Genomic DNA, 23,532 nt, shown 5'->3' with positions numbered 1-23,532 from the left:
CCAGTGGAAAAGTTGTTGATAACTCATGAATAACGGCTGCTATCGGCCGCCATTATTAGGTTTCAAATGCCATGTAATGGCACCAAATTTCTGAAAAATTCCTGTATTCCCGCTTTTTGACAAGCGTTCTGATTAACTCTTTTTTTATCTGGAGTGCGCATGCAAGTTGGTGGCATATCACAAATCCCGCAGCAAACTGGTCTGGGTAACTTATCGACAATGTCCGAGTCTGCTCAAACGATTGATCAGAATGGACCGGTGTCTACGCAATTGAGCGATTACAAGATTATTCGCCGTAATGGTTCTGTGGTGGCTTTTGAGCCGGCCAAAATTTCTATTGCCATGACGAAGGCATTTTTAGCTGTCAACGGTGGGCAAGGTGCTGCATCTGCGCGCATTCGTGAAGTGGTCGAGCAACTCACCCAAGCGGTGGTTCGTGCACTGGTGCGCAGCAGACCATCCGGTGGTACTTTCCATATTGAGGATGTACAGGATCAGGTTGAACTGTCGCTGATGCGTTCAGGCGAACATGACGTGGCGCGCTCCTATGTTTTGTATCGTGAGAAACGTTCTCAAGAGCGAGCCCGCCAACGTGAGACAGTGGCGCAGCAAGAAGAGCATCATGCTATTTCAGTTATCGATGGTGGTATTTCACGCCCCTTGGATATGGCGAAGTTGCGCAGTGTGATTGAAGCCGCTTGTGAAGGTTTGGGCAATGTTGTGCAAGCAGCGCTTATTCTTGATGCAACCATTAGAAATATTTATGATGGTGTGCCCGTTGAGGAGTTGTTCAAGTCGGCAATCTTATCGGCTCGAGCTTTGATTGAAAAAGATCCTGCGTACAGTCAGGTGACTGCGCGGCTTTTATTGCACACCATCCGCAAGGAAGTCCTGGGGGAAGAAGTTCCTCAGGGAGAGATGGACACTCGCTACACAGAATATTTTCCAAAGTTTATTCGTCGTGGCATTGAAGCTGGTTTGCTTGATGAAAAGCTGGGTCAATTTGATCTCAGGAAACTGGCTGCAGCAATGGATGCGAAGCGTGACTTGCAATTTGGTTATCTCGGTCTGCAAACGTTATTTGACCGCTATTTCCTGCATGTCGAGGGAGTTCGCATTGAGTTGCCTCAGGCATTTTTCATGCGGGTGGCGATGGGCTTGGCCTTAGGTGAGATCGAGCGTGAGAAACGTGCGATCGAATTTTATGAAGTTTTGTCCAAGTTCGATTTCATGAGCTCAACACCAACCTTGTTTAATTCTGGTACCCAGCGTTCGCAGTTGTCCTCCTGCTATCTGACGACGGTGTCTGATGACCTGGAAGGTATTTATGAGGCATTAAAAGAAAACGCGCTATTGTCCAAATTTGCCGGTGGATTGGGTAATGACTGGACACCTGTGCGTGCGCTGGGTTCCTATATCAAGGGTACCAATGGCAAATCGCAGGGTGTTGTGCCTTTCCTGAAGGTAGTCAATGACACGGCTGTCGCCGTCAATCAGGGAGGTAAGCGTAAGGGGGCTGTTTGTGCCTATCTGGAAACTTGGCATCTGGATGTCGAGGAGTTTCTCGAGTTGCGTAAAAACACGGGTGACGATCGTCGTCGTACACATGATATGAATACGGCCAACTGGATTCCTGACCTGTTTATGAAGCGGGTCATGGAAAACGGTGAGTGGACATTATTTTCTCCATCCAATGTGCCTGATCTGCATGACAAGTTTGGTAAGGAGTTTGAAACAGCCTATGTTGCCTATGAAGAAAAAGCAGCACGAGGTGAAGTCAAACTGTTTAAAAAGGTGTCTGCACAAGGTATGTGGCGCAAAATGTTGTCCATGTTGTTTGAAACAGGCCATCCCTGGATTACTTTCAAAGACCCCTGCAATATCCGTTCACCACAACAGCATATTGGCGTAGTACATAGCTCAAATTTGTGTACTGAAATTACGCTTAATACCAATGAAAATGAAATCGCGGTATGTAATTTGGGGTCGGTCAACCTAGTCGCACATCTGAAACAAAACGCTCAAGGTGAGTACGAGCTGGATCACGAAAAACTACAAAAGACCATCCGCACGGCAATGCGGATGTTGGACAACGTCATTGATATCAATTATTACGCAGTTGGCAAGGCGCGCAATTCCAATCTGAAACATCGCCCGGTAGGTATGGGCATCATGGGTTTTCAGGATAGTCTGCATGTCTTGCGTATTCCTTATGCATCTGAAACTGCGGTGGCCTTTGCTGACACCTCCATGGAGGCAGTCTGCTACTACGCTTATTGGGCTTCTACTGAGCTAGCTGAGGAGCGTGGCCGTTATGCGACCTACAGAGGCTCACTGTGGGATCAAGGCATCTTGCCTCAAGATACCATTGCCATGCTGCAAGAAGCCCGTGGTGGCTATGTGGAAATTGATATGAGCAGTACCATGAACTGGGATGCATTGCGTGAACGTATTAAGCAATATGGCATGCGTAATTCAAACTGTATTGCGATTGCACCAACGGCGACGATTTCCAATATCATTGGTGTGTCAGCCTGTATTGAGCCAACTTATCAAAACTTGTACGTGAAATCGAACCTGTCCGGTGAATTTACGGTGGTCAATGACTATTTGGTACGCGATTTGAAGGCTCGTGGATTGTGGGATGAAGTGATGGTTTCCGATCTCAAATACTTTGATGGCAGCCTGTCAAAAATTGATCGTATCCCAGCGGACTTGCGTGCAGTCTATGCAACTGCCTTTGAGGTTGATTCTTTGTGGGTCGTTGAAGCAGCGGCACGTCGCCAGAAATGGATTGATCAAGCGCAATCACTCAATATCTACATGGCTGGTGCATCAGGTAAAAAGCTGGATGACACTTATAAACTGGCCTGGTTACGCGGTTTGAAAACAACTTATTATCTACGCACGATGGGCGCTACTCATGCAGAAAAGTCAACCAGTAAAGTCGGTTCACTCAATGCAGTGCCTTCTACTGGAGGTATGGCCACTTCGGCGGCATCAATCACACAAACTGTTGGGGTTGTTGATGAAGAGCCAGCTGGCCCGGCCTGCATGCTTCGACCAGGTGATCCAGGTTTTGATGAGTGCGAAGCTTGTCAGTAATGGTTATAGATGGAGTCACTCTGTGATTGGCTAAAATTTTGGGAGAAATAAATAATGTTAAGTTGGGATGATCAAGTGACACCGAGTCAACCGGTGTCATCAAGAAATGACGCTGTCCGAGCTGGACTAGGTCTGCAAAGCGTAACGGCCAATTTGCAACCTGATCATATTGCGCTGTCTCCGACGATTATGAATGCTGTGAAAACTCGACCATCTACTGATGTCTTTACACAAAAAGCCGCATCAGAGGGGCGGGTTCGAGTTGAAGATAAACGCATCATCAATTGCCGTGCCGATGTGAATCAGTTGGTGCCATTTAAATACAAATGGGCTTGGGAGAAATATCTGGCTGGTTGTGCCAATCATTGGATGCCTCAAGAAATCAACATGAGCCGTGATATCGCTCTGTGGAAGGATCCGAATGGACTGACAGAAGATGAGCGCCGTATCGTAACGCGGAATCTGGGATTCTTTGTGACAGCGGATTCATTGGCTGCAAACAATATTGTTCTGGGGACTTACCGTCACATCACCAATCCTGAGTGCCGTCAGTATCTGTTGCGCCAAGCTTTTGAAGAAGCCATTCATACTCATGCGTATCAATATATTGTCGAGAGCTTGGGGCTTGATGAGGGAGAGATATTCAATGCGTATCATGAGGTCTCCAGCATCCGATCAAAAGATGAATTTTTGATTCCATTCATTGACACGTTGACTGATCCATCATTCCAGACAGGTACACCTGAGAATGATCAAAAACTGTTAAAGAGTCTCATCGTGTTCAGTTGTTTGATGGAAGGCTTATTCTTTTATGTGGGTTTTGCGCAAATTTTGGCACTAGGACGTCAAAATAAGATGACAGGAGCGGCTGAGCAGTATCAATATATATTGCGTGATGAGTCAATGCATTGTAATTTCGGTATTGATGTCGTAAATCAGATCAAGCTTGAGAATCCTCATCTTTGGACAGCGCAATTCAAGGAAGAATTAAAGGTCTTGTTTTTGAAAGCAGTTGAGCTTGAATATCAGTATGCTGAAGATACGATGCCGCGAGGTGTGCTTGGTTTGAATGCGCCAATGTTTAAAGGTTACCTGCGTTATATTGCTAACCGTCGAGCGCAGCAAATAGGACTTGACCCGATGTTCGCAAATGAAGAGAATCCATTCCCATGGATGTCGGAAATGATTGATCTGAAAAAAGAGCGTAATTTCTTTGAGACTCGTGTGATTGAGTATCAAACTGGTGGTGCGCTGAGTTGGGAATAAGTAAAGCCGGAACTTTTTTAGCTCGGGCTTAAGTTGGATTGATCTTTGAAGTTGGCCAGTCACTGATGTAGCAATTTTTTCCAGTGACAAGCAACTTTAAAGATTTGCAGAATTCATCGGCGTAGCTTGATGGGCAAGCTGCTCAGATGAATAAGCCGCAGTTCTTCGACCTTGTCGATGCGGCTTCTAAGTTTGTTGTGTATTCATATTAAGGAGAAACACATGGCAACAGCAAAACCGGCCACTAAGAAAGCGCCTGCCAAAAAGGCAGCCGCCAAAAAAGTCGCCGTAAAAAAAGTCGTTCCAGCGAAAAAAGCTCCGGCAAAAAAAGTAGCCGCCAAAAAAGCACCTGCTAAAAAAGTAGCTGCTAAAAAGGTATCTGCTAAAAAAGTCGTAGCGAAAAAAGTTGTCGCTAAAAAAGCACCTGCTAAAAAAGCGCCAGCTAAAAAAGTCGCTGTGAAAAAACCGGCTGCTAAAAAAGCACCCGCTAAATCCGCTGCTAAAAAAGCCCCAGCTAAAAAGCCTGCGGCAAAAAAAGCACCGGCTAAAAAAGCGGTAAAAGCCAGTACAAGTGCTAAAACCACTTTGAATCCTGGTTCTGCATGGCCATTTCCCACTAGTCGTCCTTAATGGGTAGGCAAAGAGCATTTTCATTGATGCTCTGAATCTGGACGCATGATCTTCATCGTCCGGTAGTTGCTCTAGGGCGCTACGTAAGGCTTGGGAGGCTGTTAAGGCTTTCCAGGCCTTTTTACTTTCTGCGCGCTATTCAGCAAGATCAATCCACTTGGTAAACTCAACTTGAAGAAACCAATTCCAGAAAAGAAGTGTTCACTCACTTTCTATATCCAGCCCAATGCCAAACGTAGTGAGTGGATTGCTGAATATGCGGATGGTTATAAATTAAGAATTGCTGCCCCCGCAATTGAGGGCAAAGCCAATGCAGCATTGGTGGAATTTCTGGCTAACAGTCTTGATCTGAAAAAAAGTCAGATCAAGATAATCGGGGGCGAGCTATCTAAACAAAAGCGGGTGGGATTTGATTTGTCAGATGCAATGTCGTACGAAATGCTGTTGAGCAGAATCAGTCAGAGAATCGCTGACCATTCTTGAGTTCAAGGATGGTCAGGATGAACCAGCCGGATTAATGCGTGACTCGGGTGACACCAGTCCCAGTCAGCAGACGAACGCGATCGCCAGGACGAAATTCTTCGTCAGCTTCTTGCGCAATAGCGCGTAGTTCACCATTATCCAGCTTCACAGTGATTTCAAAGCCGCGCTTCTTGCCATGTTGGTTTTCGAGAGCCTGGCCAGCAACGCCACCGGCAACAGCACCCAACACAGCCGCCACGGCCGCACCTTTGCCGCCGCCTACTGAGCTGCCGCCGATCCCGCCTACTGCCGCACCGGCCAGGGTACCGACACCCGCGTTATTGCCGTTGGCATCAATGGTGATTTCACGAACGGACTCTACGGTTGCCATTCTGACAATTTGTTCGCGTTGTGCCTGGCCACTTGTATACACTGCGCCAGAACTGCTTTGGGTCGCACAGCCCGAAAAACCGATGCTTGCTAGCAACACCAGAATCAGGCCAGCTTGGTTGAGGGAAGGTTTTGTCATCATATCTCTGCTCCTTGATCAGGCTAGACTATAGCCATAGCTTTCTTTGAACTTAACGCAGATACCTTCAAAATCGAATACATGGTTTTGGCCGCCTCGGTGAGCTATTTTGATGGCACCTATCAGATTGGCCAGTCGACCTGTTGTAGCAAGGTCATAACCATTCTCAAGGCCAAATAGCAGTGCTGCTCGATAAGCATCACCACAACCGGTTGGATCAATAATTGATTCGGGTTGAATCACTGCAAGTTCGAGTTTCTCATTGGCCGAATAAATATCGCTGCCAGCCTCACCTTTGGTCACAATCAACACACCAGCCAGATCAGCTAACTGGTGAATGCTTAGGCCGGTTCGATCCAACATCATCTGCGCTTCATAATCATTGACAATAACAAAGCTGGCGAGTTCTGCGAAATGCTTCAATTCTTCACCATTGAACATGGGCAAACCCTGACCCGGATCAAAAATGAAGGGAATGCTGGCCTCGGCAAATTGCTGGGCATGGTCGATCATGCCATCTCTGCCATCGGGGGCAACAATGCCATAGGCTGGACGATGAATAACATCACTCACTCGATTGAGATGGGAGTGCATCATGGCACCAGGATGAAAGGCCGTGATCTGGTTGTTGGCCAAGTCAGTGGTAATCATGGCTTGGGCGGTGAATTCAGCATCAATCTGGCGGATGTATTGATTGCTGATGCCCAATTGAGCAAGTCTTTGCAGATAGCTGCCACTGTCTTGTCCGATTGTGGCCATAATCAGTGGTTCGCCGCCAAGCAACTTGAGTGTGTAAGCAATATTGCCCGCACAACCACCAAACTCTCGACGCATACTTGGGACAAAGAAGGACACATTCAGAATGTGCAACTGATCAGGCAGGATTTGATCCTTGAAGTGACCAGGGAAGGTCATGATCGTATCGTAAGCGACCGATCCGCAAATGAGGCTGGACATGGTTGTAATAGAAAATTAGGGATAGAAAATATACGCGCGGTAACCGACCGCATTTTCAGCGGTTGATTCGAAGACTGTGTTGAGCTTGATTTCAGATGATCCAGCAATACCCAGATGCCGGTTATCCGATTGCTTGGGGGAGCGTTTGTTTTGCATGACACGAATGGTTCCATGCTCAATTTCACTGCTCATGTCGGGCAAGTACTCATTCGGCATCAGAATTTTGCGTAGTACCGGCTGGCCTTGCAAATCCAGCAGGGTCAATTCTAAAACAGGCAATGCCAGCGTGTCATTGGCCCGACTGCGGATCAGGCCTGACAGTGCGTAGTGATGTGGTTGATTGGGTACTGGCGCCAAGTCAGATGACTCTACTGCGAGTTGCTCAATATTTTTGGGGAAATCCAGTTGACAGCCCGCATATTGGCAAAATTGTACCAATGGTACTTCCAGTTCAGGTACGCTCGAAGCAATCTGGTCACGCCAGATGTAGATGGCTTGAAATAAAAGCAGTGTGGTGGCAACAGCGACACCCAAGCCTAGCAGAATTGATAACCACTTGCCGCGTTGACGCGGTACGGCCAGAAAACTTGGCTCGGCCATCGCTTGATAATCTTCTTGAGCCGATTGTGTCAATTGTTCGCGCAGTTTTTGGCTGGCATCGTCGTCATTGAACGAGACAAACATATCGTTAGACGATGCAGAATGTTCAGACACTGCAACTTGGGACGAGATGAATGGCTCAGTGCGAGCATTATCAGCATTGCTATTGTCTTCTGCGGCAGCATGTTTGAGCACGGCTGCAAAAGAAGGAAAGCGATCACTTGATGCAGCACTGAGTGATCTGGATAATTGCGTTTCTGTGGTTATGTCGGTGCTGGCATCAGTCTCATGATGAATGACCGGCAAGGCCAGCTCTTGGGGGTAAGTGAACTGTGCAGAAATGGGTTCTGCCTGACTGACTTCTTCCAGTATGTTTTCGGGTGGTGACCATTCAGCCAGATCATCAGCCGCCAAGGCCAGATCAAGATCATCGCCGAGTGTGCCAGCTGGGTTGGCGGCAGCTTCGAGTGTTGGCTCAGCTTCGAAGATGGGATCAACAAAAGCGGACAGATCTTCTACGGCTTCTTGTTCAGCAGGCAAGACGGTTTCTGTCGTCTCAATAGATTCTTCAGATTCAAGATCAAACAAGGGCTCAGCCAAATCAAGATGCATTTCCGGCTCAGAAAGCACTGGCCGACTTTCATTTTCGGTGGGAATCCGCGGTGCTTCATCCAGGAAAAGCGGGGATGGTGGTGTTTCAGCGTGTGGGTTGGTGATAACGGTATGATCTTCAGCTTGGGTATCGACGACTGGTGTTGCCGCGCTGAATTCAGTAGCAGGCAGACTACTATCTACAAAGCCAGCATCAAAGTCGGCAACGATTTCGGGTGTATCAACATCTACGTCAGCTTGTGTGGTATCGGGTGCAACGACAGGTGAAGCGCCTGACTCATGGCTTGCTGGTGCATGCTCAGTGTCATTGGTGGCAATGCCGTCAGCAGCAGGTGATGTGTCCATTGACCATGCTGTCGTCGAATTCAGGTCATCAGGATGCTGATCGGACGAGCTTGTTTCGGCCGGTTGAGCATGATGTGGTGTGACAAAGATGGGTGGCGCAACCATGCTGGTTGGCACTGATAGCGCGGGTAGAAAGCGGCTTTGACCACCTTCGGTATCGAGCAGGTGATCGGTACCTTTGAATACCTGATTGCAGCGCCCGCAGCGTACCAGACCACCACGTAATTTGAGCTGGTCAGCGACGACACGAAAGACGGTAGAGCAGGACGGGCAGCGGGTTGCAAGCGACATGTTGAGGGTAGGATCGAACGAATTCAGCAGCAACAGACATGGAGTCAATACAACAGAATATAACCGATTCTAACGCTCTCCGGCTAAACAAACCCAACCTTCCTGCATGTCATGAACGGTGAGTTGCATATAAGGCGCATAAGCATCAATGACTTCTTCAGCCTGTCTGGCCAATACGCCCGACAATACCAGCGCGCCGCCTGGCCGTACATGCGCAACCAGCATCGAGGCAAGTAGCTTGAGCGGGTTGGACAGGATGTTGGCAACGACCACATCAAACTGGTTGGACACATTCATCCCAGCCAGTTGATCAGGTAGGCCAAAAGTCAGCTCAACATGATTTTTTTTGGCATTGTCGAGCGCAGCCACAATGGCTTGTGGATCGATATCAATCCCAATGGTTGCTGCACTACCCAGCTTCTTGGCCAAGATGGCCAGAATGCCGGAGCCGCAACCATAGTCCAGCACGCTTTGATCGGTTTGCAGATGAGCATCCAGCCACTGCATGCAAAGTCGCGTCGTGGGGTGGCTACCGGTGCCAAAGGCCAGGCCTGGATCAAGTTCAAGGATTACCTCGGCTTGTTCGGGGGCGGCATGCCAGGAGGGGACAACCCAAATCCGGGGGGTGATTTCAATCGGATCAAACTGGGATTGTGTCAAACGCACCCAGTCCTGATCAGCGACGTCGCGTAACTCAAACGTCGGTACCGCCAGGTCAGCCACTTGCGCGGCATGTTCAACCAACTCTTGTGCATCCAGCTTGCCATCCATCAAGGCGATGATGCGCGAGCGCTCCCAGGCGCTGCGCTCGATTGGCATACCAGGTTCGCCAAACAGGGGTGTTTCGTCATCGGTGCCAGCTGATTCATCTTCAACCGAGACGGACAGGGCACCCGCTGCCATCAAGGCGTCCGACAAAGCCTCGGCCTCGGCCAATGGTGCAGCGATGACAATTTCCTTGAACATAGGGTACTCGGTAGGAGTGTTATTAAAAACTATTGCTTTAAGTGCGAATAATATAGGGGGTTGAAAATTACCCCCTATTAGTATTATTTGATTTTTATTTGGCTTTCAATTCGGCCGCTAAAGTCTGTTCGCGCTGCGCCAATTTGTTTTCCAGATAATGAATGCTGGTGCCACCTTCAATGAAGCGGGCGTCCAGCATCAACTCTCGGTGCAAGGGGATATTGGTCTGGATGCCTTCGACGATCATCTCCGACAAGGCAATGCGCATCCGATTGATAGCTTGCTGGCGATCTGCACCGTAGGTGATCAACTTGCCAACCATGGAGTCATAGTTTGGTGGCACATAGTAGTTGGTGTAAGCATGTGAATCGACGCGTACACCGGGGCCACCAGGCGGATGCCATTGGGTAATACGGCCTGGGGAAGGCGTGAACTTGAACGGGTCTTCGGCGTTGATCCGACACTCCAGCGAATGACCTTTGAAAACGATGTCACGCTGTTTGAATGGCAGACGTTCACCTGCTGCAATACGGATCTGTTGCTGAACAATGTCAATGCCGGTAATCATTTCGGTTACCGGATGTTCAACCTGCACACGCGTGTTCATCTCAATGAAATAAAACTCATTGTTTTCGTATAAAAATTCAAACGTACCGGCACCGCGATAACCCATCTTGCGACAGGCTTCGGCGCAACGCTCACCCACACGCTCAATCAGGCGACGCGGCACATTGGGCGCGGGTGCTTCTTCGATCACCTTTTGGTGACGACGTTGCATTGAGCAATCGCGCTCACCCAGCCACACGGCATTCTTGTGTTCATCAGCCAGCACCTGGATCTCGATATGGCGCGGATTCTCCAGGAACTTCTCCATATACACTTCAGGATTGCCAAACGCAGCAGCAGCTTCAGCCTTGGTGGTATTGACCGCATTCACGAGGGCGGCTTCGGTATGCACAATCCGCATACCGCGACCACCACCACCGCCAGCGGCTTTGATGATCACCGGATAGCCGACTGCGCGGGCAATGCGAACGATTTCCTTGGGGTCATCGGGCAGGGCACCTTCGGAGCCCGGAACGCACGGCACACCGGCCTTGATCATGGCTTGTTTGGCCGATACCTTGTCACCCATCAAGCGGATGGTGTCGGGGCGTGGGCCAATGAAGACAAAACCGGATTGTTCGACACGCTCGGCAAAATCGGCATTTTCAGAAAGAAAACCATAACCGGGGTGAATTGCCTGGGCGTCAGTGACTTCTGCTGCCGAAATGATGGCGGGCATATGCAGATAACTTTGTGCTGATGGCGCTGGGCCAATGCAGACCGATTCATCGGCCAGCTTGACGTACTTGGCTTCACGGTCGGCCTCGGAATGAACGACCACAGTACGAATGCCCAGCTCACGGCAGGCTCGTTGAATGCGCAGTGCAATTTCACCGCGATTGGCAATCAGGACTTTTTCAAACATAGTTTAGTAGCGACCATTCAAACATCCAGTCCAGCAAACATGGTGGCAGCGTTATGAAACAATCCAAAGGATTAAAGCAGGCGACACCAGAGATTACAAGGATGGTCAGTCTGATATCAGACTTGAGCCGGATGTAAAACGAAAACAGGCATGACGCGCAACAGTCATCGCTGTGCGTCAGGATTCACGCCCTCGATTAGCCAATGACAAACAGCGGCTGTCCAAATTCGACAGGCTGGCCGTTTTCCACCAGAATTTCTTTGATCACGCCATCCTTGTCAGCTTCAATTTCGTTGAGTAGCTTCATGGCTTCAATAATACAGACTGGTTCGCCTTCTTTGACGGCCGTACCTACTTGTACAAAAGGGTCCGCACCCGGTGCGGAGGAGCGATAAAATGTGCCGACCATCGGTGATTTGACAACGTGTCCTTGTGGCATGGCAGCCGCGACGGGTGCCGCGTCAGCAGAAGCGGCCGTCGCAACGGGTGCAGCGGCTTGAAGCGGAGCCTGGGGCAGGGCGACTGTCTGAACTGCCTGGACAACCGGTGTGGCCTTGACGATTCTGACTGTGCCTTCAGCTTCAGTGATTTCCAGTTCGGAAATGCCGGATTCGGCAACCAGGTCAATTAAAGTTTTTAGCTTTCTCAAATCCATCAACGTATCCTCATTTTAGGTGACATACCAACGACGAGCTGGTATCAAGTTGCCGACTTGAGCGAGGTCGGCACATTCAAACTAATTCGGTATAGAGTAGGTCGGGCTGGGTACCTGACGATCAGCGTCGGGTACCCGATTAACGGCGCAATCAAAACATGCGAAAGAGTCGGCCAGTGAGAAACCAACGTCATGAACAAAGCACAGCAATGGCTGCGCAATATGTCGAAAAACATCAGAATCTGTCAGGAAACGATTTGTCATCCGTGCGTAGTCGACGGTAAATCCCATCGAGTTATTTAAAGATGGGCGGATTTTGACGCGAATTAGAGTATGTTGTCCAGAAAAATATTGCTGTAACAAAACCATACTTTGAGTTTTCAGGGTTTTACCGGATGAATCAGTGTTAGCCATTCTTTGAGTAATTCACCATGAATTCGACCGATTTTGGCCTTCCGAACCTTGCCAGCCGGATCAATCAGTACGGTATAGGGCAATCCACCGGCGACATTGCCAAAATGACGTGCGAGGTCGGTGCCAAGAATACCACCCAATAAAATTGGATAGCTGACGGAAATTTTTTGATTGAATTGCCGGACGTTATCGGGTGAATCGATGGCAATTCCCAAAAAATCCAGTTGAGGCCCCTTATTGGCCTGATAAATCGACTCCAGTTCTGGCATTTCTTCCACGCAGGGCGCGCACCAGGGCGCCCAAAAATTGACCAGTAACCAGCGGCCCTGCCATTGTGCAATCGCCTGTTCCTGTCCATTCACATCATTTAACTTGCTGCCAAAAAATGCTTCAGTGGAGAAAGCGAGCGAATCTTCTGGTGATTGGGTGGTATTTCCCTGTTTTAACAGACCTAAATAGACGCCAAGGCCCATTGCCAGCAAACCGGCTGCAATCAGAGTTGCAATGGCGATACGTTTTTGCATACGTCCTCCAAGACGGGTAAAAGACGGTAATTAAATGAAAATGGGGTCAAAAGACCCCATTTTCTTGAAAACCGCATGAAATATTATTTTTGGCTGTTTATGCGTAGGCGGCCAAGGCTTTTTTCATACGTTTCATGGCTTGCACTTCAATTTGGCGAATCCGTTCTGCCGAAACACCAAATTCATCCGCCAGATCATGCAAGGTGGCACTACCTACGCTGCCATCATCACTTTCATGCAGCCAGCGTGCTTCAATAATGCGACGACTACGCTCATCCAGTGTGGATAAGGCACTTTCCAGGCCTTCGCCCTGGAGTTTGTCAAATTGACGGTTTTCCAGCACGCGAGTCGGTTCGTGACTGGCATCGGTCAGATAGGCGATGGGGGCAAACTGCTCTTCACCATCCTCGGTTTGACCTTCCAGTGCAATGTCACCACCTGACAAACGGGTTTCCATTTCGATGACTTCTTCACGCTTGACGTTGAGTGCTTTGGCGACTTCGTCAATTTCAGTTGGCGAGAAAGTGGCCAGGCCTTGTTTCAGCGAACGCAGATTAAAAAACAGCTTGCGTTGTGCCTTGGTGGTCGCCACTTTGACCAGACGCCAGTTTTTCAGGATGTATTCGTGGATTTCAGCTTTGATCCAATGCATCGCATACGACACCAGGCGTACGCCTTGGTTTGGGTCAAAGCGTTTGACGGCTTTCATCAGGCCGACGTTGCCTTCCTGAATCAGATCGGCGTGCGGCAAGCCATAGCCTAAATAACCGCGAGCGATGGATACCACCAGGCGCAGATGGGATAACACGAGTTTACCGGCTGCGTCCAGATCACCATTGTCACGATGTAAGTGGGCGTACTCGTTTTCCTCTTCCGCGCTCAAGAGTGGGACTCGATTTACTGCTGAAATATAGGCGTCAATATTGCCAATACTGCCGCTCAACAGCTGGGACAGGGCTTTCCCGCCCAATCCGACTGGAGCCAGAGGGTTGGAAGTGGCAAGTGTCAAGGCTGAAGATGTCATGCAAAGTTCCTTTCGAAAAACTGCGAGTTCCAGATCTGTTCTGATTCTAGCACTCTCATGTATTGAGTGCTAATTTTGAGTGATGGAGTGTGAAATAGTTCAGTTTGGGCTTAGCTCAGGCTCGGCGTTGAGCGATGTGTCTCAAAATATGATGTTTAGGTGTTCTGGTTTGCAAATAGTTACAGCTTGGGTGAAAAATTTAATTTCATTTATTCCACTAAACCTTCAAGATGTGCGCTTCTGTCAGGAGTAGATCATGGATGCCTTGAGCCCTTTGCCCGTTTTGTTATGCGTGATGATGGCATTTTTGACCAGCCTCTTTCTTGCACGTAACTACCAGCCCAAGCCGGGCCGATTTGCCACGCTGGACGGTTTGCGTGGTTATTTGGCGTTGATGGTGTTTTTGCATCACGCCACCTTTTGGTATTTTTGGTTACGCACCAATGAGTGGGCGCCGCCACCTTCTCATTTGTACACCCATCTTGGTCATGATTGTGTGGCACTGTTTTTCATGATCACCGGCTTTCTGTTTTGGACCAAGCTGATTGAAAGCAAGGAAAAACCCATTCAATGGAGTCAGCTTTTCATTTCACGCATGTTGCGCCTGATGCCACTCTACTTTTTCATGGTAGTTGTGATGATGCTGGTCGTGCTTGATCTAAGTCATTTCAGTTTGCATGAGGGGCCATTGGCTATCTTGAAGGAAATTGCGGGTTGGCTGGGTTTTACAATGTGGGATCGTCCTGATGTCGATGGTGTTGAACATACCTGGATGATTATTTCCGGTGTGCAATGGTCATTGCGTTACGAGTGGTACTTTTATTTGTGCTTGCCATTATTTGGTATTTTATTTGGCCGTGTTGCACCGTTTCCCTTCTTGTTGCTGGGTTGTGGTCTGTCGTATCTGATTTTGGATACCCAGCTCATGATCAAGCCCGTATTCATTCATCTTTGCCCCTTTGCCGGTGGCATGCTGGCAGCGCATCTGGTGCGTTTCAAGGCGTTTAAAAAATGGGCCCAACATTCTGTGGCAACGGTGCTGGCGTTGGCCTGCCTTGCATTTGAGGTCTACCACTTTGATACAGCCTACAACGCCAAGGCATTGCTGTTTTTGAGCACCACCTTTATTTTGATTGCCTGCGGTAACGACTTGTTTGGCCTGTTGTCACATCGACTGGCTTATTTTTTAGGAGAGCGTGGTTACAGCCTGTATCTGCTGCATGGCTTCCTGCTGTTTTTTCTGTTTCGATTTGTGCTGGGCTACGAGACAGCGGCCAAACTGGGTTCAACCACGCACTGGTTAATACTGGTGGGTTTGCTGACGCCGGTGCTGGTACTGGCGAGTGACTGGACTTACCGTCATATTGAATTGCCCGGTATGCGGTTGGTGCCGAAATGGAGCGGGCGATTGGCGGCGTTATCTGCGCGACTGCAACCACGCAAGGTGATTTAAATATACTATAATGGGGTATAAAAAATATCCCATTATTCTATGCACTTGAAAAGTGCTATTTCTATCTATACTCCGTCTAAATAGGTAAATTGGCCTATTCAATAATTTCCCACTGAATGGGCTTGTGGACCTGCCTTGCGATCATTGCAATCAGTCCGGCAGCCAGTGCACCTGACACCGCAGCGGCCAGCAACCAACCGCTATGGCTGAGCAAACCATTGATGGAAAATAGCGAGTCAAACGGGCAGGCCATACCAAAACTGCTGCATGCTGATTGAGCTTGCGCCGATAATTGTCGGCCTAAAATATCATTCAGGGCGCTGGCAAAAAGGCTGGTCAACAATCCCACGCAACCGCCTAACAGGAGTGCTGGCGCAATGATGATGGTATCGGATTCGCTGGGAAAGTCACGACGCCATACGCTGATGGCGATCAACGTCAGCGTGGTGAATAAGGCCAGTGATACGGCCGTGGCGGCAACACCGGTGGCAATCAGGCCGGTGCGCATCCACTTCATCACATATTGATGAGCGCGCACGGTATGTTCAGCCAGACTTGGATCAATCCGATAATCCTCAATGCTGGACAAGGATTCGGTAATGATTTTGGCAACTTGCGGCAAACGCGCAATATCGCCGCTATCCAGACCAATGAATTCAATCGTATAACTATCGGGCAGGGGATTATTGGGTAGCGCTTTTAGGGCATCACCAAAACCCAGCTCGGTGAGTTGTGCTTGGGCGGCTGATGCCGGGATGAAGCTCACAATCGCGCGCGGGCTGACTGTGGGTGTCAGTACGGTGTTGGGGATTTGGCCGTTTTCATCCGGTGCAGCAACGCGTTGCACAATCTGCAAGTCAGGCAGTGTCTGTACCAGGGCTTGTTGCAGGGCCGCCTTGGATTGTGCGACATCTTCTTCTTTGAGATCGCGTTTTAAAAACAGCGCCATCTGGGGGGCGGGAAAAATGGTATCGGTGACATGATCAATCAATTTTTCAGCACGCCATAACAGCAAGGGCAAGGCCATGACTGTCGACAGGGCAACCATCGTCAGACTCAATAGCAGCCAGTGTTTGCGCCAGATAACGCCAGTCAGGCGAACAGCATCAGAAAATTCTTGATTAAGGGAAGTCATAAGATATTGGTTTATTATTTTCAGTTAGTCTGTTGAGGTGAGGTTGAACCATCACTCGCCTAACAGCGCATCGACAAATTCTTTGGCATCAAACGATTGCAGATCGTCCAGTTGTTCACCCACGCCAATGAAGTAAACCGGAATGGGCCGTTGCCGGGCAATCGCTGCCAATATGCCGCCTTTGGCCGTGCCATCCAGCTTGGTCACAATCAGGCCGGTCAGGCCGAGCGCATCATCAAATGCCTTGACTTGCGCCAGGCCATTTTGGCCCGTGTTGGCATCCAGTACCAGCAAGACTTCATGCGGAGCACTGGCATCAGCCTTGGCAATCACGCGCTTGATTTTGCGTAATTCTTCCATCAGATGCAATTGGGTTGGCAGGCGGCCTGCCGTGTCGGCCATGACGACATTGACGCCACGTGCCCTGGCGGCGGCAATCGCATCAAAAATCACAGCGGCTGGATCGGCACCATCCTGTGAAATCACCTGAACCGAATTACGTTCACCCCAAACAGCTAACTGCTCGCGTGCTGCGGCCCGAAAGGTATCGCCTGCAGCCAGAATAACTGACTGACCATGTGCCTGCAAATGCTGGGCAAGCTTGCCAATGCTGGTGGTTTTGCCCGCGCCATTGACACCGGCAATCATCATCACCAGTGGTTCAAAACGGCCCAACTCCAGTGATTTTTCCAATGGCTTGATCAGTCCGTAAAGCAGCTCGTACAAGGCAGTTTTGACTTGGCTGGCTTCAGTGAGCTTGTCGGTCTTGACCTTTTTTTTCAGTTCATCAAGCAGATATTGCGTGGCCTCGACACCAGCGTCACTCATCAGGAGCGCGGTTTCCAGTTCTTCGTAAAGATCATCGTCAATCTTGGCACCAACAAATAGCAGACTCAGGTTGTTGCTGGTTTTGGCAAGACCTTGTTTGAGGCGTTTCAACCAGGAAGTCTTTTCAACAGGCGCTGTTATTGCTACCGGCGATAAGATTGTCGATGGGGCCACAATATTCGCTGGCGGCAGGACAGTGTTGTCGGGCGCAGGCGTGACAATGGGTGCGGAGGGTTTAATCTCGGGAAGCGTGACAGGCTGAACGGAGGGCGCAGCGGGAGCAGGAGTTTTCTTTTTCCAGAAACTAAACATGAATCAGGGTGGTCAGATAGGCGGGCATGAAAAAAACAGGCTATTTAATTTTTAGTCTGTGTATTTAGTCTGTGTGATTTGGCGATTTTACCAGTCGTAGCGTGACGCGACCAAGGTGATTGCAGCTCTTTTGTGATTGCAAGCCAGGATTGCCAACAGCAAGTCCTCTTCATCGTTGCATTGCTGCGTTGCGCCTACAATGGTGCATCGTTGTGATATGTTGATTAAACCGTCTATTGAATGGTCTTTTATGTTAACTGCAGCATTTGCAAGATTTCCGGTTTCAAATCGTTTAAACAAGGTCAATCGCCATGGTTTGACTTTGCTGTTGGCGGGCGCACTGGGGGCCAGCGTTGGCCATGCGCAAGCTTCGGATACCTATGAAAAGATACTCGCCAATGGCATGAAAATCATCGTCAAGGAAGATCATCGTGCGCCGACCGTGGCGCATATGGTCTGGTATCGGGTGGGTTCGATGGACGAAAAAAATGGCACCACGGGCGTCGCCCATGCCCTTGAGCACATGATGTTCAAGGGCACTGACAAACTGGCACCGGGTGAATTTTCCAAACGTGTGGCAGCACTTGGCGGACGTGAGAATGCCTTTACCAACAAGGATTACACGGCTTATTTTCAGCAGGTGCATCAGTCACGTTTGCCCGATGTGATGCAGCTTGAAGCTGATCGGATGAAACATTTAAAAATGTCCGAGGCCGAGTTTGCCAAGGAAATCAAGGTCATCATGGAAGAGCGGCGCTTGCGTACCGACGACAAGGCGACGTCGGTGGTCTACGAAGAATTCAATGCCAACGCCTTTATTGCGTCACCGTATCGACGTCCGGTGATTGGCTGGATGAATGATCTGGAAAACATGACGGCCAAAGATGCCGCTGATTGGTATCACACCTGGTACGCACCCAATAATGCTGTGATGGTCGTGACGGGGGATGTGCAAGCCAAAGAGGTGTTTATGCTGGCCGAGAAATTTTATGGCGCGTACAAGACGCAACCCTTGCCCGTGCGCAAGCCGCAAATCGAGCCTGAGCAGAAGGGCGAGCGCCGCATTGAGGTCAAGGCACCGGCCGAAAATCCTTATGTGCTGATGGGCTACCAAGTGCCGCGTTTGCAAGATGTTGATAAAGATGACGATGTCTTTGCGCTGGAAATTTTATCTGCCGTGCTCGATGGTTATGACAATGCGCGGATCAATCGCAATATTGTGCGTGATGGCAAAATTGCCACCGATGCCGGCGTTGGTTACGACTATATGGGCCGCGGCCCTGCGCTGTTTTTGCTGGAGGGATCACCCGCCGAAGGCAAGACCACGGCTGATCTTGAAAAAGCTTTGCTGGATGAGATTAAGCGGGTAGCCAGCGACGGCGTGAGCGAAGCCGAGTTGAAGCGCGTCAAGGCGCAATTGCTGGCCTCGCAAATTTACAAGCGTGATTCCATTTTTGGCCAGGCCATGGAAATTGGTGCGGCCGAAATGAGCGGCTATTCCTGGCGTCAATTGGATCAGATTCTGGCGCGACTCAAAGCCGTCACGCCAGAGCAGGTACAGGCCGTAGCGGGTAAATACTTCAAGGATGACACGCTGACTGTCGCCACCTTGCTGCCACAACCGATCACCAATCTACCCAAACGACCTGCCGTGGAAGGACTTCGGCATTGATCTTGAAACAGGGTACTCCTATGGTGTACCTGCTTATTTTTGATCATATTGTTTGCTTAGGTGCATAAATATTGATTCTCCCAAGGTCTATTTTTTACTGGTAATGAGTATGCGAAATCTTCCCAATTTGCTATCGTTTGTTTCAGGCTCTGCGAGCCTGGTTTTGCTGCGTAATCTGGCCATCGTCGCGTTGTTTGGTGTGAGCAGTTTGCCTGCCAAAGCCGCTTTGCCGATTCAACAATGGCAAGCCCGTTCCGGTGCCAAAGTATTGTTTGTTGAAAGCCATGCAATTCCGATGCTCGATCTCAATATTGATTTTGATGCTGGCAGTCGTTACGACCCACCCGGTAAAAACGGTTTGGCCTCGTTTACCGAAAATATGTTGGGACGCGGTGTGCTGCAACCGGGCAGTGCCGATCAGTTGCAATATGATGAAGCCCAGCTGGCCGACCAATGGGCTGATACGGGTGCGCAGCAGGCGGGGGCAGCCAGTCTCGATCGTACCAGTATCACCTTGCGTACACTTACCAGTGCACCGGAAAAACAAAGTGCCGTCAGTTTGCTGACAGGGCTGATCAGTCGTCCAGCTTTTTCTGAAGCCATTTTTCAGCGCGAGTTGCAGCGTTCCATCCGCAGTCTGAAAGAGTCGGAAAGCAAACCCGAAACCATTGCCCAGCGTGCCTTCAGCCGCGCTGTGTATGGTAATCATCCTTATGGTGCGATCCTCACGCAAGAGACGCTGGCTGCGCTGCAGCTTGCTGATGCGCGCGCTTTTTATCAGGCGCATTATGTGGCTAACAAGGCAGTCGTTACATTGATCGGTGATATTTCACGCCAAGAAGCCGAGCAGATTGCCGAACAATTGACCACTGACTTACCCAAGCCCAATCAAGATGTTCAAAATTCAAATATCATCAATGCTGTTCCTAAAGTAGCCAGTCTGACCGAGGCCAGCGAGCAGCGGATTGCGCATCCATCTTCACAGGCACATGTATTGATAGGTCAGCCCGGTATGGCGCGTGGCAATCCCGATTACTTTCCTTTGCTGGTCGGTAATTACATTTTGGGTGGTGGCGGTTTTGTTTCCCGCTTGACGCAAGAGGTGCGCGAAAAACGCGGTCTTAGCTATAGCGTGTACAGTTATTTTTCACCACTGGCTGAGCCCGGCCCGTTTACGGTTGGCTTGCAAACTCGCAAGGATCAGGCTGATCAGGCTTTGCAGGTGGTGCGCCAAACTCTCAATGAATTTATTGTCAAGGGCCCTACCGAAGCCGAACTCAAGGCTGCCAAACAAAATCTGGTGGGTGGTTTTGCCTTGCGCATTGATAACAATCGCAAGCTGCTCGACAACCTTTCTGCGATTGGCTATTACGGTTTGCCGTTGGATTATCTGGATACCTGGACCAACAAGGTTGAGGCGGTAAAGATTGCTGATATTCGTGCTGCCTTTCAACGCACCTTGGACCCTGCCAAGATGGCCACGGTGATTGTGGGCACACCGGTACCATGAGTAGCCCTTTACGCAGTAAGCTTACAGGCAAGGCGCAGCCACGGGCTGGGCAAAGTCGATCCACTGACAAGCCCACTGCACCAGCTAACGCAAAAACCGTCAAGCGAGTAAGTAGCGCGCCCCATCAAGTGCGCATCGTTGGCGGTCAATGGAAACGCACCTTGATTCGGGTGATTGATGCTGAGGGACTGCGTCCCACACCTGATCGGGTGCGTGAAACTCTATTCAATTGGCTGGGCCAAGACTTATCTGGCTGGCAATGTCTGGATCTGTTTGCTGGTTCAGGTGCGCTCGGTTTTGAAGCAGCTTCGCGTGGTGCGCAGGAAGTGATTTTGGTGGAAAACCACAAGACGGCTTTTGCACAACTACAAGCCCTGCAAGAAAAATTGCAGGCACAGCAAGTCCGTTTGATCGCCGGTGATGCATTGGGCTATTTGCAAACTGCGCAGCGCCGCGCCAGCCAGTTTGATTTGATTTTTCTTGACCCACCCTTTCATGCCGATTGGTTGCCCCGTGTTTTGCCGCAAATTACCGCGTGTCTCAAACCCAAAGGGTTGTTGTATGTTGAATCTGAGGCCGTGGTTAACGGCCAGGAGCCTTGGTGTCAGGCTTATCAGATTGTTCGACAGGGCAAGGCGGGTATGGCCCACTTTGCTTTGCTGACACATCAACCCACCACGATCGCAGAGGGGGCTGCCTCTGCGCCGTGAATTAAGGCGATAATACCGATATTGACAAGCTGGAGTCGCGTTATGACGATTGCCATATATCCTGGAACCTTTGATCCCTTGACTCGTGGCCATGAAGACTTGGTGCGTCGTGCATCGGGATTGTTTACCGAGCTGGTGGTGGGTGTTGCCAGTTCACGCAACAAGCAGCCGGTCTTTACCACGGAAGAGCGCTTGCAGATTGCTCGTGAAGTGCTGGGTGGTTATCCCAACGTGAAAGTGGAGTCTTTCTCGGGTTTGCTCAAGGATTTTGTACGGCATCATAATGCCCGTGTCATCGTGCGCGGTTTGCGGGCGATGTCAGACTTTGAATATGAATTTCAGATGGCTGGCATGAACCGCTATTTATTACCTGATGTGGAAACGCTGTTTTTAACCCCATCGGATCAGTATCAATTCATTTCCGGTACCATGGTCAGAGAAATAGCGCAGTTGGGTGGCGAAGTCAGTAAGTTTGTTGTGCCCTCAGTCGAAAAATGGCTGTTGCAAAAGCTTTCGCCGTCTATCAACAAGATTAACGGTTCTGATGTTTAAACGGGTTTGATGATTACCGATGACGTGGCCCGGGGTTTCGCAAAGGACACTTTGCGCCGGGTTGCGGTCTGCGCGCCTGCTGGCGGGTAGGCTCAGGCATCGGTTTGTGGTGTAAATAAACTATGGCTTTGATGATTACCGATGACTGCATCAACTGTGATGTTTGTCAGCCTGAATGTCCCAACGAGGCGATCTCGATGGGCGTGGATTTCTATGAGATTGATCCTCATAAATGTACCGAATGTGTCGGGCATTTTGATGAGCCCCAGTGTGTGCAGATTTGTCCGGTAGAGTGTATTCCCATCAATCCTGGCTGGCAGGAAACTCGTGAGCAATTGCAAACTAAATACGTGATGTTAATTAGTCAGGCAAAAGCTGTAGCGCAAGATCAATCTGTTACGCTTGCACCGACGCCAGAAAATAATCAGCAAGCTTCAAACTGAAGTTTCTCACGAGCGCGTTCAACTCTTTGCTGGTTAGACTCAATACTTTTTGGCTTGCTGTACCGTAAGTTCGTTTCAGCTTGTTCGAGTTGAGATCTTAACTTGGCACACAGCAATTCATGTCTTTCAGAAATCGCACCTTGCCGAGCATTTTGCTTGAGGTGTAAGGACGCATCTTTCTCGTGTTTGAGTCGATCGCGCTCCATATTCCTGAGCAATGATTTTTCTCGCTCAGATTGATTGCCGATGTCCGTTGTGCGACTAGTTTCTGGTGTTGTAGCTGGGGCGATATAAGGCAGGCTTTTTTCGCTATTGGCGCAAGGGCTATCACTGTAACGTATGGCTGTTTCTGCCTGGCATTTATACATTGCCAAGCAGTGTACTGGGTACAAGAAACTGATTGCTAGTAACAAGAAGATGCCTATAAGGCATGATTTGTGGGTTTTGCCAATCATCAAGCAGTCTCCTTATGGTTTTTTTGCCTGCGTGTGCAACTTCATCATTGCGGCTTCCATTTTACCTTCCACCATCAAACTCATTTGTTCCATGCATCTTTCAATACTTTGATCAATGAGTTCCTGTTCGGCTTTTTGCGGTGCCTTGAGGACAAAGTTACTGACTTCAGATTTCTCTCCTGGATGTCCAATCCCGATCCGTAAACGCCAATAATCGGGTGTGCCAAGATGAGCCGAAATATCTTTCAAGCCATTGTGCCCACCACTGCCGCCACCTTTTTTTAGTTTGATCTGTCCAGGCAGAATATCAAGCTCATCATGGATGACCAATATTTCATTGGGTAATATTTTGTAGAAGTGGGCGAGTGCCAGCACTGCTTGACCGGAGCGGTTCATGAAAGTGCTGGGTTCAAGTAACCAGACATCTTGCCCGTGAAATTGCACGCGACTTGTCTGACCATGGAAGCGACTTTCCTGACGCAGGCTGCCCCCTTGCTTGCGAGCGATTTCGTCCACTAGCCAACAGCCGGCATTGTGGCGTGTAGCGCTATATTCTGGTCCGGGATTGCCTAATCCAACAATCAGTTTGATCATGGTTAATTCACTTTGAT

At 49.5% G+C, this 23,532-nt stretch carries 22 protein-coding genes; 10 read left to right on the top strand and 12 right to left on the bottom strand.

What is annotated here, in order from left to right; translation table 11 throughout:
* The first annotated feature begins 219 nt into the window (after window positions 1–219).
* The 4 genes from ACMYR3_RS14430 (at window position 220) to ACMYR3_RS14415 (ending at window position 5,484) form a co-directional block, all read left to right on the top strand.
* A complete protein-coding gene (locus ACMYR3_RS14430) occupies window positions 220–3,105 on the top strand; it encodes a ribonucleoside-diphosphate reductase subunit alpha (protein ID WP_424196541.1) in 2,886 nt (961 codons plus the stop codon).
* 54 nt (window positions 3,106–3,159) lie between these two features.
* Entirely contained in the window at window positions 3,160–4,371 is a 1,212-nt protein-coding gene (locus ACMYR3_RS14425; RefSeq protein ID WP_424192626.1) for a ribonucleotide-diphosphate reductase subunit beta, read from the top strand.
* 177 nt (window positions 4,372–4,548) lie between these two features.
* On the top strand, window positions 4,549–5,001 hold the full coding sequence (locus tag ACMYR3_RS14420) for a histone H1-like repetitive region-containing protein (protein ID WP_424196539.1): 453 nt from the start codon (window positions 4,549–4,551) through the stop codon (window positions 4,999–5,001).
* Window positions 5,002–5,172: 171 nt separating this feature from the next.
* Complete coding sequence (locus tag ACMYR3_RS14415; RefSeq protein ID WP_424192625.1) at window positions 5,173–5,484, top strand: DUF167 domain-containing protein; 312 nt, start codon at window positions 5,173–5,175, stop codon at window positions 5,482–5,484.
* Between the two features lie 31 nt (window positions 5,485–5,515).
* On the opposite strand, the gene ACMYR3_RS14410 is transcribed toward ACMYR3_RS14415, so the two are convergent.
* From ACMYR3_RS14410 to rpoH, 8 genes are all read right to left on the bottom strand, one after another.
* On the bottom strand, window positions 5,516–5,995 hold the full coding sequence (locus tag ACMYR3_RS14410; protein ID WP_424192624.1) for a glycine zipper domain-containing protein: 480 nt from the start codon (window positions 5,993–5,995) through the stop codon (window positions 5,516–5,518).
* Between the two features lie 15 nt (window positions 5,996–6,010).
* Entirely contained in the window at window positions 6,011–6,949 is a 939-nt protein-coding gene (locus tag ACMYR3_RS14405; protein ID WP_424192623.1) for a carbohydrate kinase family protein, read from the bottom strand.
* Window positions 6,950–6,964: 15 nt separating this feature from the next.
* Window positions 6,965–8,797: a DUF3426 domain-containing protein gene (locus ACMYR3_RS14400; RefSeq protein ID WP_424192622.1), complete on the bottom strand. Its 1,833-nt coding sequence runs from the start codon at window positions 8,795–8,797 to the stop codon at window positions 6,965–6,967.
* Window positions 8,798–8,866: 69 nt separating this feature from the next.
* Window positions 8,867–9,763: a 50S ribosomal protein L11 methyltransferase gene (gene prmA, locus ACMYR3_RS14395; protein WP_424192621.1), complete on the bottom strand. Its 897-nt coding sequence runs from the start codon at window positions 9,761–9,763 to the stop codon at window positions 8,867–8,869.
* A 94-nt stretch (window positions 9,764–9,857) separates the two neighbouring features.
* Entirely contained in the window at window positions 9,858–11,234 is a 1,377-nt protein-coding gene (accC, locus tag ACMYR3_RS14390; RefSeq protein ID WP_424192620.1) for an acetyl-CoA carboxylase biotin carboxylase subunit, read from the bottom strand.
* 196 nt (window positions 11,235–11,430) lie between these two features.
* Window positions 11,431–11,889 (bottom strand): acetyl-CoA carboxylase biotin carboxyl carrier protein, encoded by a 459-nt coding sequence (gene accB / locus ACMYR3_RS14385; protein WP_424192619.1) that lies wholly within the window; start codon window positions 11,887–11,889, stop codon window positions 11,431–11,433.
* A 380-nt stretch (window positions 11,890–12,269) separates the two neighbouring features.
* Window positions 12,270–12,827 (bottom strand): redoxin domain-containing protein, encoded by a 558-nt coding sequence (locus ACMYR3_RS14380; protein WP_424192618.1) that lies wholly within the window; start codon window positions 12,825–12,827, stop codon window positions 12,270–12,272.
* 97 nt (window positions 12,828–12,924) lie between these two features.
* Window positions 12,925–13,851 carry an RNA polymerase sigma factor RpoH gene (gene rpoH, locus ACMYR3_RS14375; RefSeq protein WP_424192617.1) on the bottom strand — a complete coding sequence of 309 codons (927 nt, stop codon included), beginning with the start codon at window positions 13,849–13,851 and terminating at the stop codon, window positions 12,925–12,927.
* Between the two features lie 256 nt (window positions 13,852–14,107).
* Between rpoH and ACMYR3_RS14370 the strand changes: the two genes are divergently transcribed.
* Complete coding sequence (locus ACMYR3_RS14370; protein ID WP_424192616.1) at window positions 14,108–15,304, top strand: acyltransferase family protein; 1,197 nt, start codon at window positions 14,108–14,110, stop codon at window positions 15,302–15,304.
* Window positions 15,305–15,398: 94 nt separating this feature from the next.
* On the opposite strand, the gene ACMYR3_RS14365 is transcribed toward ACMYR3_RS14370, so the two are convergent.
* Entirely contained in the window at window positions 15,399–16,439 is a 1,041-nt protein-coding gene (locus ACMYR3_RS14365) for a hypothetical protein (RefSeq protein WP_424192615.1), read from the bottom strand.
* A gap of 51 nt (window positions 16,440–16,490) precedes the next feature.
* Window positions 16,491–17,579 carry a signal recognition particle-docking protein FtsY gene (ftsY, locus tag ACMYR3_RS14360; protein WP_424192614.1) on the bottom strand — a complete coding sequence of 363 codons (1,089 nt, stop codon included), beginning with the start codon at window positions 17,577–17,579 and terminating at the stop codon, window positions 16,491–16,493.
* Window positions 17,580–17,829: 250 nt separating this feature from the next.
* Here ftsY and ACMYR3_RS14355 point away from each other — a divergent pair, with 250 nt between their 5' ends.
* From ACMYR3_RS14355 to ACMYR3_RS14335, 5 genes are all read left to right on the top strand, one after another.
* The gene (locus tag ACMYR3_RS14355) at window positions 17,830–19,251 is read left to right on the top strand and encodes a M16 family metallopeptidase (protein ID WP_424192613.1); all 1,422 of its coding nucleotides are present in this window, start codon (window positions 17,830–17,832) and stop codon (window positions 19,249–19,251) included.
* Window positions 19,252–19,360: 109 nt separating this feature from the next.
* The gene (locus ACMYR3_RS14350) at window positions 19,361–20,761 is read left to right on the top strand and encodes a M16 family metallopeptidase (protein ID WP_424192612.1); all 1,401 of its coding nucleotides are present in this window, start codon (window positions 19,361–19,363) and stop codon (window positions 20,759–20,761) included.
* On the top strand, window positions 20,758–21,471 hold the full coding sequence (gene rsmD / locus ACMYR3_RS14345) for a 16S rRNA (guanine(966)-N(2))-methyltransferase RsmD (RefSeq protein ID WP_424192611.1): 714 nt from the start codon (window positions 20,758–20,760) through the stop codon (window positions 21,469–21,471). Before ACMYR3_RS14350 ends, rsmD begins: the two co-directional genes overlap by 4 nt.
* 42 nt (window positions 21,472–21,513) lie before the next feature.
* Window positions 21,514–22,023, top strand: a complete 510-nt coding sequence (gene coaD, locus ACMYR3_RS14340; protein ID WP_424192610.1) for a pantetheine-phosphate adenylyltransferase — start codon at window positions 21,514–21,516, stop codon at window positions 22,021–22,023.
* A 122-nt stretch (window positions 22,024–22,145) separates the two neighbouring features.
* Window positions 22,146–22,466, top strand: a complete 321-nt coding sequence (locus ACMYR3_RS14335) for a YfhL family 4Fe-4S dicluster ferredoxin (protein WP_424192609.1) — start codon at window positions 22,146–22,148, stop codon at window positions 22,464–22,466.
* Here the strand turns inward: ACMYR3_RS14335 and ACMYR3_RS14330 are convergent.
* The gene (locus ACMYR3_RS14330) at window positions 22,448–22,921 is read right to left on the bottom strand and encodes a hypothetical protein (protein WP_424192608.1); all 474 of its coding nucleotides are present in this window, start codon (window positions 22,919–22,921) and stop codon (window positions 22,448–22,450) included. The genes ACMYR3_RS14335 and ACMYR3_RS14330 overlap by 19 nt on opposite strands.
* A gap of 12 nt (window positions 22,922–22,933) precedes the next feature.
* The gene (gene pth / locus ACMYR3_RS14325; protein ID WP_424192607.1) at window positions 22,934–23,515 is read right to left on the bottom strand and encodes an aminoacyl-tRNA hydrolase; all 582 of its coding nucleotides are present in this window, start codon (window positions 23,513–23,515) and stop codon (window positions 22,934–22,936) included.
* Between the last annotated feature and the right edge of the window lie 17 nt (window positions 23,516–23,532).

This window comes from Ampullimonas aquatilis (assembly GCF_049675895.1).
Classification (GTDB): Bacteria; Pseudomonadota; Gammaproteobacteria; order Burkholderiales; family Burkholderiaceae_D; genus Ampullimonas; species Ampullimonas aquatilis.
Note: the sequence above shows the minus strand (reverse complement) of the source record. Positions and strands in the feature narration are given on the sequence as shown.